The organism is Microcoleus sp. BR0-C5, assembly GCF_036705045.1.
Lineage (GTDB): Bacteria > Cyanobacteriota > Cyanobacteriia > Cyanobacteriales > Microcoleaceae > Microcoleus.
In genome coordinates this window covers 100,447-117,618 of the sequence record NZ_JAUBTR010000007.1, presented here as the reverse complement: position 1 = coordinate 117,618, position 17,172 = coordinate 100,447, and the positions used below count along the sequence as shown (strand labels likewise).

Here is a 17,172-nt window from a genome sequence, read left to right as displayed (position 1 = left end):
TAAAGGTTTTGAGAGTAGAGTATATAATTAATTTTGATACAAATAACTAAAAATATCGAAATAAAATTAACAACAAAAATCAGTCTAAAAAATTACTAGCAAAAACACGAATAACCAATTAAAAACCTCCCCAATACCTTATGTTAGATATAAATCAGACCAACTATCTACTAAAAATGGTAGCGGAATCAACATTAAAATTGTTGATTATCGAAGACATGGCAGAAGATATGGAATTAATAGTGCTCGCCTTAGAAGCGGGGGGGGTAAATTTTAAGTGCGACACTGCCGAAACAGCAACAGAGTGCAGAAAACTGCTTGAAAATTGCCAGTACGATGCTGTACTCTCAGATTACCGCCTCCCCGGCTTCAACGGTATAGAAGTATTGAAATTAATGCAGGAATTAGGGCAAGACATACCCTTGATTTTAATAACGGGAAGTTTGGGAGAAGAAGCAGCAGTTGAGTGCATAAAAGCCGGAATGACCGATTACGTATTAAAAGGCCGGCTGTTTAGGTTGCCAACAGTCTTAGAACGATCGCTCCAAGAATACAAAATGCGGCGCCAGCAACAAGAAGCGATCGCCCAAATTCAGCGGCAAGCGACTCGTGAAGCGATCGTCAACCGCATCGTTCAAGCCATGCGCTTCACCCTTGTACTCGACGAAGTTCTGCAAACCACCGCAGATCAACTGCACGAAGCTCTCGAAATCAGCGGCTGCGCGATATTGCAGCCAGATGCTGAGGGCAGGATCGGGATTCGCTACATGAGCTTAAAGGCAGCCGACAGAGAACGGGCGATCGGTCTAAATTGCGACTTTGCCCAACACTATCGCTTCTCCCTCGCCCGCGGAGAAACGATCGCCCTCGCCGAGTTATCGACTCTGGGCCCGGAACTGCAAGCATCAGCGGAATTTTTAGGGTTTCACTCGATCGCGATCGCACCGCTGCTCTACCAGCAATCATTTTTGGGAGGAATTTGCCTCTACCAGTGCGATCGAGCCCGCTCTTGGACTACAGAAGAACTATCGCTAGTCAAAGCCATATCCGATCAGTGCGCGATCGCGATCCACCAAGCCGAACTCTACCAACAAGCCCAAACCGAACTTGCAGAACGCAAGCGCGCCGAAGCAGCAGTCTGCGGCATCCAGCAGCAGCTAGCCACAATGGCAGCCAACATTCCCGGCTCAGTGTACCGCACCGTGCTGCATCCAGATGGGACAATCTCCCTGCCCTACATCAGTCCTGGCGTGCGCGAAGTTACTGGGATCGGGGCCGAAGAAGTGATTTTGCACCCGGAACTCTTGACCGAAATCATCCATCCAGAGGACAAAAGCTCGTGCGACAGCCGCGTAGCAGCATCGAGAGCGAGTCTTTTGCCGTGCGATCGGCAGTACCGCATCGTTCTGAGATCTGGGGAGGTCAAGTGGGTGCAAGACAGCGCTAAATTTTCCAAAAACGAAAACGGCGACATAATTATAGACGGAGTAGCCCTCGACATCAGCGATCGCAAACAAGCAGAATCAGCCCTGCGCCAAAGCGAACAGCGATTTCGCTCGCTGATTGAAAACGCCACAGACATCACGATCATACTCGACGCCGAAGGAATCTTCCGCTACATCAGCCCTTCCGTCAAGCGAATTTTAGGGTACGCGCCCCACCAGGCGATCGGCCGCAGCGCCTTAGAAATAGTTCACCCCGACGACAGCGCCACGATCGCCGAAACCCTCCACAAAGCCATTGAAAACCCCAAAAGAAGCCAGTGCCCAGTTGAGTACCGAGTCCGCCACCGCAACGGTTCCTGGTGTTATGTAGAAGCTGTAGCCACCAACTTGCTGTATGATCCGGCAGTCAATGGAATCGTGATTAACTGTCACGACATCACTCAGCGCAAACTCGCCGAAGAACAACTGCTGCACGATGCTTTTCACGACGCCCTCACCGGATTGCCCAACCGATCGCTATTTACCGATCGGCTCGAACACGCTCTGAGGCTGGCAAAACGGCGCAAAGACTACTTGTTTGCCGTACTGTTTCTCGATTTAGATAGATTTAAAGTAGTCAACGATTCCCTCGGCCACTCGATCGGGGATCAACTGCTAGTATCGATCGCGCGGCGTCTGGAAGCTTGTCTGAGGCCCGGAGATACAGTAGGCCGCCTCGGAGGAGACGAGTTTGTGCTGTTGCTAGAAGACATCGAGGGCATCAATGAAGCTACCACCATTGTCAACCGCCTGCAAAAGAAAATCACCTCCCCTCTCCTTCTAGACGGACACGAAGTATTTATCACCGCCAGCATCGGCATAGCTTTGAGTTCTGGCGAATACCTGGAACCGACAACCCTGCTGCGCGACGCCGACACAGCAATGTACCGCGCCAAAGAACTCGGCAGAGCCCGACACGAAGTTTTCAACAGTTCCATGCACGCCCACGCTTTGCGGCTGTTGCAGCTAGAAAACGATCTGCGGCGGGCGATCGAATCAATTAGAGAGCCTGTCATAGAAGAAGACTTTCCCCCATTCCCCGAATCAGCCTTACCTCCCTTATCCGCAGCGCCCCAGTTTATTATTCACTACCAGCCGATCGTGTCGATCGCCAATAACACAATTACCGGTTTTGAGGCCCTAGTGCGCTGGCAGCATCCAGAACGTGGCTTAGTTTCCCCCGGCGAATTCATCACCATCGCCGAAGAAACCGGCTTGATCGTACCCCTGGGCCGCTGGGTACTCCGCACAGCTTGCCACCAAATCCGCCAGTGGCAGCAGCTATTTCCCAGCAACCCCCCCTTGAGCGTTAGCGTCAACATTTCTGTCAAACAGTTTTCTCAGCCAGATTTAATCGAATACATCGACCAAGTTCTTCAAGAAACTAACCTCGACGGCAGCAGTTTAAAACTAGAAATTACCGAAAGCGTACTCATAGAAAATTCCGAATCAGTAACAGCAATGCTGGTGCAGCTCAGAACCCGAAACATACACTTGTGTATTGACGACTTCGGCACCGGCTATTCATCGCTCTCCTACCTGCACCGCTTCCCCACCAATACCTTAAAAATAGACCGCTCTTTTGTTAGCAGGATGGGAGGTGAGTTCGATTTCAGTAAAGGAGGGATTGACCCGACAGAAATTGTGCGATCAATAGTTACTTTGTCCCACAATTTAGGCATGGATGTAGTAGCCGAAGGAGTCGAAGAAGCTTCGCAACTATCTATACTAAAAGGGTTAAAATGTGAGTACGCCCAGGGATTCTTTTTCTCAAAGGCAGTAGACTCTCAAACAGCAGCAGCCCTAATCCGACAGCAAGCAGAAAATCAGAATTTGCTGACATTTAGTTTGTTAGAGAAAGGCCATTAAAAAAACACGGCATTTTGTGAGTCCCGTTTCAGCATAAAATCTTAAAATATTTTAAAGCTGTCCCTAAATGGCGTCAGTTAATAACTACGGCATCCAAATCACTATGACTATTGGCTACCTCGCCCTCGTTCTCCACGCCCACTTGCCTTTTGTCCGCCACCCCGAAAGCGACTACGTTTTAGAAGAAGAATGGCTGTTTGAGGCGATCGCGGAAACCTATATTCCCCTGCTGCAAGTCTTTGAAGGGCTCAAGCGCGACGGCATCGACTTTAAAATTACCATGAGCATGACGCCGCCCTTGGTGGCAATGCTGCGCGACCCCTTGCTGCAAGACCGCTTCGACGACCACTTGGCCAAACTCGAAGAATTAGCCGATCTCGAAATCGAACACAACAGCGGCAACGGTCACCTCCGCTATTTGGCAGAACATTACGCCGCCCATTTCTCTCAAGTCCGCAACTTTTGGGAAAAGTACGATCGAGATTTAGTAAAAGCCTTCAAAGAACACCAAGATACCAACAACCTCGAAATCATCACCTGCGGTGCCACCCACGGCTACCTACCGCTGATGAAAATGTACCCCGAAGCAGTTTGGGCACAAATTCAAGTAGCCTGCGACAACTACGAAGAAAACTTCGGTCGCCGACCAAAAGGCATTTGGCTGCCCGAATGCGCCTACTACGAGGGCTTAGAGCGGATGTTAGCCGACGCAGGCCTCCGCTACTTTCTCACAGACGGTCACGGCATCCTCTACGCCCGCCCGCGTCCCCGCTACGGCAGCTACGCCCCGATTTTCACCGAATGCGGAGTAGCAGCCTTCGGCCGGGATCACGAATCCTCGCAGCAGGTTTGGTCTTCGGAAGTCGGCTATCCCGGCGCCGCCGAATACCGCGAATTCTACAAAGATTTGGGCTGGGAAGCTGACTACGATTACATTAAGCCCTACATCATGCCCAACGGCCAGCGGAAAAATACCGGGATTAAATATCACAAAATCACCGGTCGCGGATTGGGTTTAGGCGATAAACAGTTGTACGATCCTTACTGGGCAAGGGAAAAAGCAGCGGAACACGCCAGCAACTTTGCTTTCAACCGGGAACGCCAAGTCGAACACCTCAACGGCATTATGCAGCGTCCGCCGATTATTGTTTCGCCTTACGACGCCGAACTTTTCGGTCACTGGTGGTACGAAGGGCCTTGGTTCTTAGATTATCTGTTCCGCAAGAGTTGGTACGACCAAAATACCTACGAGATGACGCACTTAGCCGATTATTTGCGGGGAAATCCGACTCAGCAAGTGTGCCGCCCGTCTCAGTCTAGCTGGGGTTTCCGGGGTTTCCACGAATATTGGCTCAACGATACCAATGCTTGGATTTACCCGCACTTGCACAAAGCTGCGGAACGGATGATTGAGTTGGGAAGCATGGAACCTGCGGATGAATTGCAGTGGCGGGCTTTGAACCAAGCGGCGCGGGAAGTGCTGCTAGCTCAATCTTCTGACTGGGCGTTTATCATGCGTACAGGGACGATGGTTCCCTATGCGGTGCGCCGGACTCGATCGCACTTAATGCGCTTTCACAAGCTTTACGATGAAGTGAAAGAAGGGAAAGTTGATTCGGGTTGGTTGGAGAAGGTTGAGGAGATTGATAATATTTTCCCTGAAATTAACTATCGCGTTTATCGATCGCTTTAAGCAAACTGCGAGCAAATCCAGACAGTTTAAAACCACTTGCGACACAAAAAAAAACCCGCGTAGGCGGGTTTTTTTTCATACCGTTGTTCAAGACTTGTGGAGAACATCTATATTGCAGGTTTGCAGTGCGAACCTTACCCCGATAAGTAGCGCGTCAAACCAATTCAGGACTTACGCAACTGTCCCAAGTGATCCTCGCACCATGCACCAAGCAATTAGACAATAAACATATGAACATTGGGAGGTTTTAGTTAATAAATTAAATAAATTGACAGCACTAGAGTGTTTAATTTGATAAATTGTTTAACCAGCTCGATCGGCTAAACTTTTTAGCGCCCAACCTACACCAGTAAAGCGCAAGAAGCAACATGATTTCTTTTAATCCCAGCTTTACGACACTGCCAAGACTATATCCCTGTTAATTGCTTTATATCTCTGAAATTAGTCGTTACTCCAACGAATGGCACACACTTTGTGTACATCACTTATTGTAGATTTAGTCTTGTCCGTAGTTGCGACATATCCCATTTTTTTATAAACAATTACGCGAAATAATTTAATTTAGTGAACTTGGGTAAAATTTTAATTTTAATAAGTCTCTATGATTTGAGTTCGTTTGAGAACCCACTTAAAGCTCCAACAGATTTATAATATTCTTGACATAAGGTATCGTCAACCAATCGGTTATTGTTTAAGGGCAATAATATATTTAGCCAAGACTGATACAAAACATTGTATTCGTAAAGCAACGGCATTGCCCTGTCCTTTAGCCCAACCGAACGGGAAGACAATTCATCAAACAAAAAACCGGGTTTCTGATCAAACCCGGCTACTAGGAGTACAAGCGATATTAACACTGCTCAAACCTCAATTCTTTAATAACTTCATCCCCATTTTCACTTTGTCCAAAATCGTCTTTTGGGAGACACAAGTAATCAGACAAAGCTTGCCGCAATTCAAAGTATCGCGGCGGACTTCTTGAGCTTTTTCGCCGTACCAAATCTCGCGGGCGCTGGCGTTTTTCACATTACCAATCACCGGATACTCATCGCACAATTTCACATCGCCGCGCGTATCAATCCAGTAATTTCGCAGTCCAACGCGACAAGGACGAGTTGAATCAGGAGCTTTTTCTTCGGCAAAGTGAGGAATCATCAATCGCAACACTTCATCGCTGTTCATAATCGGAGCGCCGTTCTTCTTCATTTCAATTAGCCGCTCGATTACTTGTGCAAATTCCTCCATGTCTTCTTTTTCAATCCACAATTCCTCGTAGGTTTCTGGCGTCCAGCGGTTGACCGGTTGGAAGTTCACCGTCGTCGCCCCAATTCCCTGAGCCCAGGTGACTATTTCCGGGAGGTGGCGGAAATTCAGTCGGTTCATTGTCGGTTTGACGTTGATCGGAAACAGGACGTTCTGTTTTTCTTGTTCTTCGCGCAGATAACCGATTCCTTTAGAAAGTCTGTCGAACAATCCCGGTTGACCCCGCAAATAATCGTGCAGTTCTGCATTCGGCCCGTCAACGGACATATTCACATTAAAAGGACGAGCAGCGACAGTTTTGGCTGCGTTTTCCCTGGTCATGCAATAGCCGTTGGTGGTGACGCCGGCGTGAATGCCATTTTTATTCGCAAAGGCCAGCAAGTCTAGAAAACCTTTTTTAATATAAGGTTCGCCGCCGCTAAAGTTGATTGAAAATTCACCCACAAATTCTTTGACGCTCAAGAGGGCATTTTGCCATTCTTCGATCGTCATTTCGTCTTTATATTCTTTGAGCCGCCAATACTCGCACTGCCGGCATTTTACATTGCAGCGCTCGTTGACAATCCCGTAAAAAGTGACTGGGCTTGTCACGTCGTATCCTGTATTGATCCGCAGCGATTCGGCCACTGCACTCTTGGTGTGCTTGACGCCCAGTCTCGATAATGTTAAAGCATCCATGTCTTTTTTTCCTTACGTGTTGTTACTTAAGTCAATTTCTCGATCCCTTTTTGGTACGTATCATTACGTATTTCTGATTACCTATTCCTTTTGAGTACGTATGCCCCATCCTAAGTGTTCCGTTTGGGTATGGCTAGATGTTTTTGAAATATTTATAATATTAAAAATTGCAACATATTAGTATTTCCTATTAATCAAACTAATTTTTGTCTCAAAACATGAAGCCGCCTTAATAATTGCCAAAATATAGGGGTTTAAGATTGACTTAAATTCATAATTGTAGTTTTTGTTTAAATTCTGTTAAATAACTTAATACGATGCCTCAGAAAAACTACTTAAGTAAGCGGTATTTATAATTTATTTTTATAGTGAAATGAGCAGCCAGTAGAGCAGCTAACTTCACACAAGCTTTACAATATGGGAATTTAAGTATTTACACGGCAAAAAATGGCGACAAACATGGGACGATATTTGCACGTACTGAAATTGTTCTGGGGTGCGTCGATCGCAGCGGAACTAGAATACCGAATCAACTTTGTCCTCGCGGCCATCAGCAGCCTCGGAAATCTTACGGGCAGCTTGTTTGGGCTGTTTTTGTTCTACCGTACCGGTTACACGTTTTCGGGCTGGAAATGGGAAGAAGCCTTAGTTGTACTCGGTATTTTCACGATTTTGCAGGGTTTTTCGTCAACGTTTCTAGCACCTAATCTCAGCCGTATTGTCGATCGAGTCCAGCAAGGTACTCTCGATTTCGTACTCCTCAAACCCATCAGTTCCCAATTCTGGCTATCTGCAAACACAGTTTCGCCTTGGGGAATCCCAGATTTAATCTTGGGCACAGTATTGCTGCTGTATGCTGCTAACAAATTGGGAGTAGCAATCGGCAACTATTTTTTAACAGCAATACCGCTGTTATTCGGAACTATTACTCTTTACAGTATATGGTTTATGTTAGGGGCAACCAGCATTTGGTTTGTCAAAATTTACAATGTTACCGAAGTCCTCGAAGGATTGTTAGAAGCGGGTAGATTTCCAATGGCAGCTTATCCGGCAGCTTATCGATTTTTCTTCACTTTCGTAGTTCCCGTTGCCTTCTTGACGACTGTGCCTGCAGAAGCCATGCTGGGGAGAGGTGAAATCGTTTGGATCGCAGGGGCGGGAATATTGGCGATCGGGCTGTTATTGTTCTCCCGCTACTTCTGGCAATTTGCACTCCGCTTTTACACCAGCGCTTCCAGCTAGTTAAGTAGGTAGGTAAGCTGCTGCACATCTAGATTGTCTATTATGTTTGAGAGGGAGAGGATTTGACACGTGGGGAATAGGTAAGTGAAATATACATTTTCAAGGAAAAACAGCTTATCTAAAAAATATTTTGGTCTATTTACTTAGATAGTTAAAAAAATGTAAGATTTCAACTTATCCTTGAAATGTAAACTGGAAATCAACCACGCAAAGGAAGGCAAACTAATGAAAAGAAAAAAACTGGGTAACAGTAATTTTACTATCAGCGCGATCGGTCTGGGATGTATGCCAATGTCCTTAAGCGGCCGGCCGCCCGAAGATCAATCAATTGCGGTAATTCACCGCGCCCTCGATTTGGGTGTCACCCTAATTGACACCGCAGATTCCTACTGCCAAGATGAATCCGACAAACACCACAATGAGCAACTGATTGCCAAAGCTTTGGAACAGTACACCGGAGATACTCGTGCCGTTACTGTTGCCACTAAAGGCGGCTTAATGCGGCCTCAAGGTGCATGGACGCGCAACGGCAATCCCCACCATTTGCGCCAGACAATTCGCGAAAGTTTTGAAGCGTTGGGCGGCAAGGAACCGATCGACCTTTGGCAATATCACTCGCCCGATCCCGCTTATACCATCGAAGCAGCCCTAGCACCTGCAAAAGAAGCAGTAGAAGCAGGAATGATTCGATTTATTGGAGTTTCCAACTTTTCTGTAGAGCAGATCAAACGTGCCCGCGATACAGTAGAAGTTGTCTCCGTGCAGAATCAGTACAATCCGTGGCACAGACAGCCGGAATCAGACGGCGTTCTGGAATATTGCGAAACCGAAAAACTGACATTTTTTCCTTGGAGTCCTTTGGGAGGAAGCCGCCGCGTCACCAGCTTGCAAGATATGCCCGCGATCGCCAAATTAGCAGCAGAAAAAAACGTTTCAGTTTACTGTATAGTATTAGCTTGGTTGATGGCCCAATCGCCCTGCGTCGTTCCGATTCCCGGTGCGACCAAAGTATCGAGTATTGAGGACTCTGTGCAGGCGCTCGAAGTTAAATTGACTGACGAGGAATTGCAACAAATTGCCGTAAGTTAAGTATATAAGGGCCACAAAAACAGTAGAACAGGCAAGATGCCTGTTCCACAAAGAGAACTTTATTGTGGGGAGTAGGGGTTGGGCATCTTGCCCGCCCCTGAAAGTGGGATTTAATGAGTAAAGTTGACATTTTTTGAGGAATTGGGTTTTATGGAAGCTAATCAAGTGAATGCCGATCGAGACGTAGCAATTGAACATCAAAACGTACCTGTCGCCCATGAAGGACTGCACAACTTTTTATACAGTTCCGACTCAGAACACAGCGCAGCCGCTGCTATTTCTGAATTAGAAAATGACGGCACGCAAGTAATGTCGATCGATACATGGCGCGATTTGGCAACTAACGCGAAAGTCGCCGGCGTTTACGCTGTAATGGACACTTCCCGCAACACTCAGTTTATCGGTTATTCGCGAAATATCCTGCTTTCCATCAACGGTCACATCGCCCAAAACGGCGTCGAAAATTGCGCTTTCCTGCGCGTGCAAACTTTCAAATTCCCTAAGCGGGAAGAAATGGAAAGTTTGCGGGATGCTTGGATAGCAGAAATTGGCAGCATTCCGCCTGGAAACGGTGCGGAAAGCGAAATGTGGGCGGCTACGGTAGGCCAAGCAGCCCGCGCTGCTATGTCTGCTGAAGAACAAAAAGCTTATGAGGAAAAGAAGCTGAAATTGCGGAAAGCAATGGCAGATTCCACTCTTACCAAAGAGTTAGAAACAGCCGCCAAAAGTGATGGCGAACGACACCAGCATCTGGAAGCTGCTGTTAACAATGATGACTGGAGTGCGGTGATTCAATCGCAAACCCAGGAAACCAAGTCCGATTCCTAAATCGGAAAAATGTTTGTCATCCTGATATCTTGTACTATTTTTAGAACGGGCAAGATGCCCGTTCCACAATACAGCAAGTTTATGCTGGGGAGTAGGGGTTGGGCTTATGGCTCGCCCAAAATCCTCAATCTTAATCATCAACAACTGATCGGGATTAATGACTAACTTTGCGTTCCGTAACTAAAGTCAAACTTACCCATTCACCCCGATCGTTGTAACTGCGAATCATCCGAAATCGCAAGTCAGGTTCTACCAACCAACCAGCCTCGAAAAATATAGGTTTTCTGGATTCAATCTTGACAGGTAAAGTGCAAGAACCGCCGTCAGGAAGGAGCAAAACTTGCACGGGCGAAGCACCTTCGTTAAAGTGCAGAACTGAACCGTCTATGGTGGCGCTAGAAGTGATAACACTAGCATTACTGCCAAAAGTGATTTTGTGCACTAGGCGATCGGCTCCATCCAAATGCAATTGCATTTTGGTAGAATAGGTATCAGGAGAACGCCAATCTGGATACATTGTCACGGCCGCGCCCTGCCACTCTCCCAGCAAATCGTCAACAGTTAAAGGCGGACGTTCGGGGACATTTTTATCAAGCTGCTTTTCCCGAATTAAGGTAAGGTTTGATAAATTGCCGTCGGTATTGTATGTCAGAGGGAAGCGCAACCGACGATAATTGTAGATAAAACCAAACTCGGCACCGCACTCAGAATAAGGCGCTAGTTGAATAGTACCCTGACAAAAAGCTCCATTCTCAAAAAATAGGATATCTCGTCCCAAACTTTGATATTCTCGAACAAGTTCGCTCACTTCCGGTTCGCCCACACCGCTAGGATTTGGAGAAAACCGACGGAGTTTTAATCGCACATTTTTGTTGTCATTGAAACCTTCGAGAGAAATAATGCTAGGAGTATCTTGAAGTACCTCTCCTCGCGGGGATAACTGGGTAAAGGAACCGTGCCATTCTCCCAAGTTTTGCAGAAAGTTTTCCCATTGTGATACCATATTTTCACCTTTGGATATATGTTTAAAAATAGAATTATAACTCTGCTGACGGATTTTGGATTAAGCGATGTTTATGTGGGAGTGATGAAAGGTGCGATCGCCCAAATTAACCCGCAGTTAAAAGTCATTGACATTACGCACCAAATACCATCTCAAAATATTGCGGCTGCGAGGTTTTGTTTGATGACTGCTTTTGCTTATTTTCCGCCGGAAACCGTACACGTTGCTGTCGTCGATCCGGGTGTGGGAAGCAAGAGACGTGGAGTTGCAATTAAATGTGCTAATTGCTTTCTTGTCGGGCCGGATAACGGGTTGTTTAGCGGGGTGTTGAGTCGGGAAAGTGCCAGATCCTGTGTCGAACTCACGAATTCTCAATACTGGCGCACACCTCAACCCAGCAGCACTTTTCACGGTCGCGATATTTTCGCAGCAGCGGGCGCTCATTTGGCGAATGGGGTGGCATTGGAAGAGTTGGGGGAGTGCATCGACCCTGCAAGTTTACTACAGTTAGAGATACCAAATTGTTCCGTTACAGCTACAGGTGCAGCAGGCTGCATTCAATATGTCGATCGCTTCGGCAATCTAATTACTAATATCCCCAATAATTCCATTATAGGTAACAATTGGTCATTGACAATTAGCAATTGTTCTGATGCAATTCGCATTCCCAGCGGTAAAACCTACAGCGACAGCGAGCCTGGGGATTTAATTGCCATAACTGGTTCTGACGGTTGGGTAGAAATTGCCGTTAATGGCGGCAGCGCTCAATCAGTATTGCAGCTAGAATTTGGAGATCAAGTACAAGTAATTTACAGATAGAGAGGGTAATCTGCATTCATCTCATTCTATATTTATCTGCAAAATCAACAATTGTTTGGCGGTATTCGCTCATGTTAAAAAAAAGATCTCCATTATTGTGCTTAGCATTAGGAACAAGTAAAATTTTCTTAGGTTCAGGAGAAGCAGCATACAACTTTTTACTCATCCCACTGGGAATCAAAGGGTCAGCAGTCCCGTGGGCGAACAAAACCGGAATTCGCAGCAATTTAACCTTCGCCAAAGAATCAAATTTTTGCGTCAGCAGCAGCCGCAGTGGAAACAGCCGCATTATACTGTAGCGTTCTACCATATCAAGCATTGAAGTGAACGAACTTTGAACAATTAATCCCGCAGCTTCCGGATGTGCGATCGCTAATTCCACAGCAACAGCACCTCCCATCGAATGACCGTACAAAAAGATTTCTCTGGATGATAATGGCCGCTGTTTCACTAAATAATTATAAGCTGTTTCCGCATCTTCATATACCTGATATTCGCTGGGAAAGCTGCCTTGACTGCGGCCGTAACCCCGGTAATCAATCAGCAATACAGAAAAACCCAATTGCCGAAAGCGGTAAGATTGAGTGATATTCGCACCGATGTTAAAACCCCTGCCATGCAGATACAATAGAGTTCCTAATGATTGTCGATTTGCGGCGGGCAGCCACCAACCGTGAAGTTTTTCAATTTTGCGCGATCGACCCTTAATTGGCAACCAAACTTCTTGGTAAGGGATGTTAAAAGCATCCGGTGTTTTGGCGATTGTAGGTGTTGGCTGAAAGATCAAACGAGTTTGCAGAAAAAACAAGAGTATACAGGAAGCAATGTAGGCGATCGCCCAAAGTTTCCCTAAACACAACAGCCCTCTCAAAAAAGTTTTTTTGGTCTTGTTTAGCTTGCTCATTTTTGGACTGCCTACTTCTTAACTGCAAGTATTAAAAACCCGGTTTCTCTAATAAACCGGGTTTCTCATCTTTATCCAGCTACCACGAAATTAACCAATTTTCCAGGCACCACAATTACCTTTTTAATCTCCTTACCTTCCAGGTGACGCTTGGCCAATTCTGACTCGCGAGCGTACTTTTCCAAAGCAGCTTTGTCAGCAGCAGAAGGCACTTTAATTGTGCCGCGAGTCTTGCCCATAACTTGAATAACCAGCGTAATTTCATCGGTAATTAAGGCAGAAGCATCCACACTCGGCCAAGTTTGCGTATGCACCGATTCACTGTTACCAGTATTGTGCCACAACTCATCAGCAATATGCGGTGCAAAAGGCGCTAACAAGCGAATCAAAGTGTTAATTCCTTCTGCATAAGTTGGCGAATCTTTACATTTAGCATCATTCAAAGCATTGCTAAGTTTCATCATTTCAGAAACAGCAGTATTGAACTGATAATCGCCCTCCAAATCTTCGCTCACTTCCTTAATTGCCGTGTGAATTGCCCGCCGCAAATCCTTCTCAGGTTTACTTAAAACCTCTTTCTCCCCCCCTTGGCAAGGGGGGGCTGGGGGGGGTGAACCAAACTCTGTTACCAAGCGCCAAACGCGATTTAAAAAGCGAAATTGCCCTTCCACATCCGCGTCATCCCACTCCAAATCCTTCTCAGGCGGTGCTTTGAATAAAATAAACATTCGCGCCGTATCTACCCCATATTTGCCCATAACTTCCAAGGGGTCAACGCCATTGTATTTTGATTTGGACATCTTCTCATAGAAGACTTCCAAAGCTTCCCCAGTTTCAGGATCTTTGGGATTTGCGGGGTCTACATTTGCTGGGGGAACGTATTTGCCAGTAACGGGGTTTTTGTATGCCATTGCTTGCACCATGCCTTGAGTTAACAGGCGTTTAAATGGTTCGTCACAATTGATCAAACCCCGATCGCGCAAAACCTTGGTAAAGAACCGCGAATACAGTAAGTGCAAGATTGCGTGTTCGATGCCGCCCACATATTGGTCTACGGGCATCCAATCATTTGTCTTCGCGGTATCGAAGACTTGCTCTTGATTTTGAGCATCGGGATAGCGCAAGAAATACCACGAAGAATCGATAAAAGTATCCATCGTGTCTGTTTCCCGCTTCGCCGGAGTGCCGCAACTCGGACAAGGAACGTTTACCCATTCTTCCATCTTTGCCAAGGGCGAACCTTTGCCAGTAAATTGTACATTTTCCGGCAACAAGACGGGCAAATCTGATGGGGGGACGGGGACTGTTCCGCAGGTGGGACAGTGAATTACGGGAATGGGAGCGCCCCAATAACGCTGTCTAGAAATTAACCAATCTCTCAAGCGGTATTGGATTCGGGCTTTGCCATAACCTGCATTTTCGGCATGGTGAATAATCGCTGCTTTGCCTTTAATTGAATCCATGCCGTTGAAGCTTTCGGAATTAATCATAATTCCTGGTTCTGTGTAAGCTTCCGTCAAGGGCAGTTCATCATCATCCACAATTACTACTTTAATTGGCAGTTGATATTGATTGGCAAATTTGAAATCTCGCGTGTCGTGGGCTGGTACTCCCATGACTGCGCCGGTGCCGTATTCGTACAGCACATAATCGGCAATCCAAATGGGGATTTCTTCGCCGTTGAAAGGATTGATTGCTTTGCCGCCTGTGGGGATGCCGCGCTTTGGTTTGTCTTCGGCTGTGCGATCGATCTCGCTTTGGGCAGAGACTTCTTTAACAAAGGTTTCGACGGCGGCTTTTCTGTCTGGTGTAGTAACGCGATTAGTTAGTGGATGTTCCGGCGCTAAAACAAGGTAACTAACGCCATAAACTGTGTCGGGGCGAGTGGTGAAAACAGCGATTTTTTCATCCATCTCGACAATGGGAAATTCTAAGTAAGCGCCGACTGATTTGCCGATCCAGTTGGCTTGCATTAATTTGACTCTTTCTGGCCAATCGGGCAATTTGTCTAAGTCGTTTAATAACTGTTCGGCGTAATCGGTAATTTTGAGGAACCACTGCCGCAATAATTTGCGCTCGACTTTGGCACCGGAACGCCAGGAACGACCTTCGTTATCTACTTGTTCGTTTGCTAAGACGGTTTGATCTATGGGGTCCCAATTAACTGCGGCTTCTTTTTGATAAGCTAATCCTGCTTCTAAAAATTGCAAGAAAATCCATTGAGTCCACCGATAATAATCGGGAGAACAAGTTGTAACTTCTTTTGTCCAGTCGAAAGAAATACCCAGACGGCGAAATAAGCCTTTCATTTGGGCAATGTTTTGATAAGTCCATTGTGCAGGGGGAATTCCTCGCTCGATGGCGGCATTTTCTGCGGGCAAACCAAAAGCGTCCCACCCCATCGGATTGAGTACGCGATAGCCTTGCATCCGCTTGAGTCTGGCAATTACATCGATGATTGTGTAGTTGCGGACGTGTCCCATGTGCAGGTTTCCCGACGGGTAGGGGAACATGGATAAGGCATAAAATTTAGGCTTTTGGGTATCTTCTGGCATCTGGTCTAAGTTTTGCTCAGCCCATGTCTGCTGCCATTTTTCTTCTATGGATTGGGGGTTATATCTGGAATCCACAACAATTACTCCGTGTAGGATTTACTAATGTTTGCTTGAACATTTTGGCACATTCAAGGGGCTTCGATTCGGATTTTTCTGAGCTCCAAGGATTTTGGCTCGAATATGTGTATTATATATTGTAGTATAGGGAATTTGAGCTGGGGGCGATCGACCAAATATCCCGGTTCGCCCTGAAAAAAGTAAATAACTGCAATCCCCAGAAACCCGATTTCTTTGACAAACCGGGTTTATTCTCCTAGTTCGAGCTTAGATGCTATCAGGATCGATGTTCAATTCGCGCAGTTTGGCGGCTAAACGTTCCGCTTTTTGAGCTTCTTGTTCGGCACGCTGCGAGGCTTCTTCAGCGCGGTGCGAGGCTTCTTCGGCACGCTGAAATTCTTGTTCGGCGCGCCGTCGCTCTAATAACCGCTCTGCATTTATTTCGGAATAGGAAAGAAACTTTTCTCCATCAGGGCGATAGATTTCTAACCTTTCTTCTGGTAACTCAAACCGCACTCCCAGTCTGGGACTTATCCATCCCTCCATCGGTTCAATTGGTTCTAAGATTCCTTCAATTCTTTGCCAACCTTCTAACTGATTTCTTTCTGGATCGTAAAGGTAATACTCCTCGACTCCATAACGATAGTAAAATGAAAGTTTCTTGTTCATTTTTGTGTTACTATCGTTGTGGGAGCGAATTTCAAAGACGACTTGGGGAGCAATATTATCTTCGCGATATTGTATGTAGGAACGTCGCTCGCCTTTTGGTCTACCAAATATCACCATCGTATCCGGCGCTTGAGAAATATCTGGTCTACCTTCAACGGGATACCAAAGTAAATCGGCTGCTACAAACACGTTGGGGTCATCTTCAAACAGCGATTCGCAACCTTCTTTGATTGTGACAATTAATTTGTATTGTATTGTGCTGTCCGCCATTGGTTGACCGTCGCTGGATGGATAAATAATTTCTTCTGTTGTGACTTGCATAGTGGTTGTCTCCGAGAAGTATCTCAGCTTAATTATACTATTTATGATAGTTATCGGGTCGGGGCGGGTTTACGATATTATGGGTTTCAGGCAATTATTGTGGGTGAAACCAGCACCTAAATAAATATTTTTTTTTGCCATTTATCATTGGTAATGGATGATTTTGTATGGCGGGTTTTACCAACCACCTATGTTTAAAACCAATAATCTCCTAAACCCGCCCCCACCCAACGACTCGTAAAATTAGAAAAAATGGCGATCGGCGATCGAATATATCGCTCATTGGCGTTCTAATTTTGTCAATTTTTTCTGGGCAAATTTGCGGAGTCTTTCGTCAGAATCGTTCTGAGCGCGATCGCGCACAAGTTCTAAAGTTTGAGGGCGATCGGGATATAACTCAATCATAGCTGCAAGAGCTGCTTGCCGGGGATTGCCTAGCCAATAATACTCGCGCTCAAAGGGGTCATTGAGCGCAACATCGCACAATAATTCAAATATTCCATGCTCATCTTTCCACCCCCATGCTAATTCGTGGACTGCTGCTTCTCGCACATCCGAATTATCGTCTGATTGAGCGCTTTGTTTGAGCAAAGGTAAGGTTTCCGGGTCATCTTTCCACCGCCGTGCTAATTCTTCTACTGCTGCACGTCGCACATACCCATTATCGTCTGATTGAGCCAGTTGTTTGAGAATGGGTA

At 46.2% G+C, this 17,172-nt stretch carries 12 protein-coding genes; 6 read left to right on the top strand and 6 right to left on the bottom strand.

From position 1 onward, the window contains the following. Positions 1–140: 140 nt before the first annotated feature. Together QUB08_RS05485 and QUB08_RS05480 are read left to right on the top strand one after the other, a co-directional pair. Positions 141–3,353, top strand: a complete 3,213-nt coding sequence (locus QUB08_RS05485; protein WP_333223813.1) for an EAL domain-containing protein — start codon at positions 141–143, stop codon at positions 3,351–3,353. A gap of 103 nt (positions 3,354–3,456) precedes the next feature. Further along, on the top strand, positions 3,457–5,046 hold the full coding sequence (locus tag QUB08_RS05480; RefSeq protein WP_333223832.1) for a glycoside hydrolase family 57 protein: 1,590 nt from the start codon (positions 3,457–3,459) through the stop codon (positions 5,044–5,046). Positions 5,047–5,913: 867 nt separating this feature from the next. Here the strand turns inward: QUB08_RS05480 and QUB08_RS05475 are convergent. After that, entirely contained in the window at positions 5,914–6,987 is a 1,074-nt protein-coding gene (locus QUB08_RS05475) for a radical SAM protein (protein WP_333223812.1), read from the bottom strand. Between the two features lie 447 nt (positions 6,988–7,434). Between QUB08_RS05475 and QUB08_RS05470 the strand changes: the two genes are divergently transcribed. From QUB08_RS05470 to QUB08_RS05460, 3 genes are all read left to right on the top strand, one after another. Beyond that, the gene (locus tag QUB08_RS05470; protein WP_333223811.1) at positions 7,435–8,229 is read left to right on the top strand and encodes an ABC transporter permease; all 795 of its coding nucleotides are present in this window, start codon (positions 7,435–7,437) and stop codon (positions 8,227–8,229) included. Between the two features lie 225 nt (positions 8,230–8,454). Then, a complete protein-coding gene (locus QUB08_RS05465) occupies positions 8,455–9,318 on the top strand; it encodes an aldo/keto reductase (RefSeq protein WP_333223810.1) in 864 nt (287 codons plus the stop codon). A 150-nt stretch (positions 9,319–9,468) separates the two neighbouring features. Continuing rightward, positions 9,469–10,146 carry a GIY-YIG nuclease family protein gene (locus tag QUB08_RS05460; RefSeq protein WP_333223809.1) on the top strand — a complete coding sequence of 226 codons (678 nt, stop codon included), beginning with the start codon at positions 9,469–9,471 and terminating at the stop codon, positions 10,144–10,146. Positions 10,147–10,300: 154 nt separating this feature from the next. Here the strand turns inward: QUB08_RS05460 and QUB08_RS05455 are convergent, their stop codons facing one another. Then, entirely contained in the window at positions 10,301–11,149 is an 849-nt protein-coding gene (locus QUB08_RS05455) for a DUF3598 family protein (RefSeq protein WP_333223808.1), read from the bottom strand. An 18-nt stretch (positions 11,150–11,167) separates the two neighbouring features. Here QUB08_RS05455 and QUB08_RS05450 point away from each other — a divergent pair, with 18 nt between their 5' ends. Beyond that, positions 11,168–11,968 carry an SAM-dependent chlorinase/fluorinase gene (locus QUB08_RS05450; RefSeq protein WP_333223807.1) on the top strand — a complete coding sequence of 267 codons (801 nt, stop codon included), beginning with the start codon at positions 11,168–11,170 and terminating at the stop codon, positions 11,966–11,968. Positions 11,969–11,984: 16 nt separating this feature from the next. Here the strand turns inward: QUB08_RS05450 and QUB08_RS05445 are convergent, their stop codons facing one another. The 4 genes from QUB08_RS05445 to QUB08_RS05430 all read right to left on the bottom strand — a co-directional run. Then, entirely contained in the window at positions 11,985–12,872 is an 888-nt protein-coding gene (locus QUB08_RS05445) for an alpha/beta fold hydrolase (RefSeq protein ID WP_333223806.1), read from the bottom strand. A 71-nt stretch (positions 12,873–12,943) separates the two neighbouring features. Next, positions 12,944–15,502 carry a leucine--tRNA ligase gene (gene leuS / locus QUB08_RS05440; protein WP_333223805.1) on the bottom strand — a complete coding sequence of 853 codons (2,559 nt, stop codon included), beginning with the start codon at positions 15,500–15,502 and terminating at the stop codon, positions 12,944–12,946. A gap of 249 nt (positions 15,503–15,751) precedes the next feature. Beyond that, entirely contained in the window at positions 15,752–16,474 is a 723-nt protein-coding gene (locus tag QUB08_RS05435; RefSeq protein ID WP_333223804.1) for a Uma2 family endonuclease, read from the bottom strand. Positions 16,475–16,753: 279 nt separating this feature from the next. After that, on the bottom strand, positions 16,754–17,172 hold a 419-nt coding region (locus QUB08_RS05430; protein ID WP_333223803.1), incomplete at its 5' end, for a HEAT repeat domain-containing protein.

Excerpts from the sequence above, each read along its gene's own strand:
- QUB08_RS05465 (WP_333223810.1), top strand. The coding sequence starts at position 8,455 with ATGAAAAGAAAAAAACTGGGTAACAGTAATTTTACTATCAGCGCGATC.
- QUB08_RS05485 (WP_333223813.1), top strand. The coding sequence starts at position 141 with ATGTTAGATATAAATCAGACCAACTATCTACTAAAAATGGTAGCGGAA.
- QUB08_RS05475 (WP_333223812.1), bottom strand. The coding sequence starts at position 6,987 with ATGGATGCTTTAACATTATCGAGACTGGGCGTCAAGCACACCAAGAGT.
- QUB08_RS05460 (WP_333223809.1), top strand. The coding sequence starts at position 9,469 with ATGGAAGCTAATCAAGTGAATGCCGATCGAGACGTAGCAATTGAACAT.
- QUB08_RS05445 (WP_333223806.1), bottom strand. The coding sequence starts at position 12,872 with ATGAGCAAGCTAAACAAGACCAAAAAAACTTTTTTGAGAGGGCTGTTG.
- QUB08_RS05455 (WP_333223808.1), bottom strand. The coding sequence starts at position 11,149 with ATGGTATCACAATGGGAAAACTTTCTGCAAAACTTGGGAGAATGGCAC.
- QUB08_RS05450 (WP_333223807.1), top strand. The coding sequence starts at position 11,168 with ATGTTTAAAAATAGAATTATAACTCTGCTGACGGATTTTGGATTAAGC.
- QUB08_RS05470 (WP_333223811.1), top strand. The coding sequence starts at position 7,435 with ATGGCGACAAACATGGGACGATATTTGCACGTACTGAAATTGTTCTGG.
- QUB08_RS05480 (WP_333223832.1), top strand. The coding sequence starts at position 3,457 with ATGACTATTGGCTACCTCGCCCTCGTTCTCCACGCCCACTTGCCTTTT.
- QUB08_RS05435 (WP_333223804.1), bottom strand. The coding sequence starts at position 16,474 with ATGCAAGTCACAACAGAAGAAATTATTTATCCATCCAGCGACGGTCAA.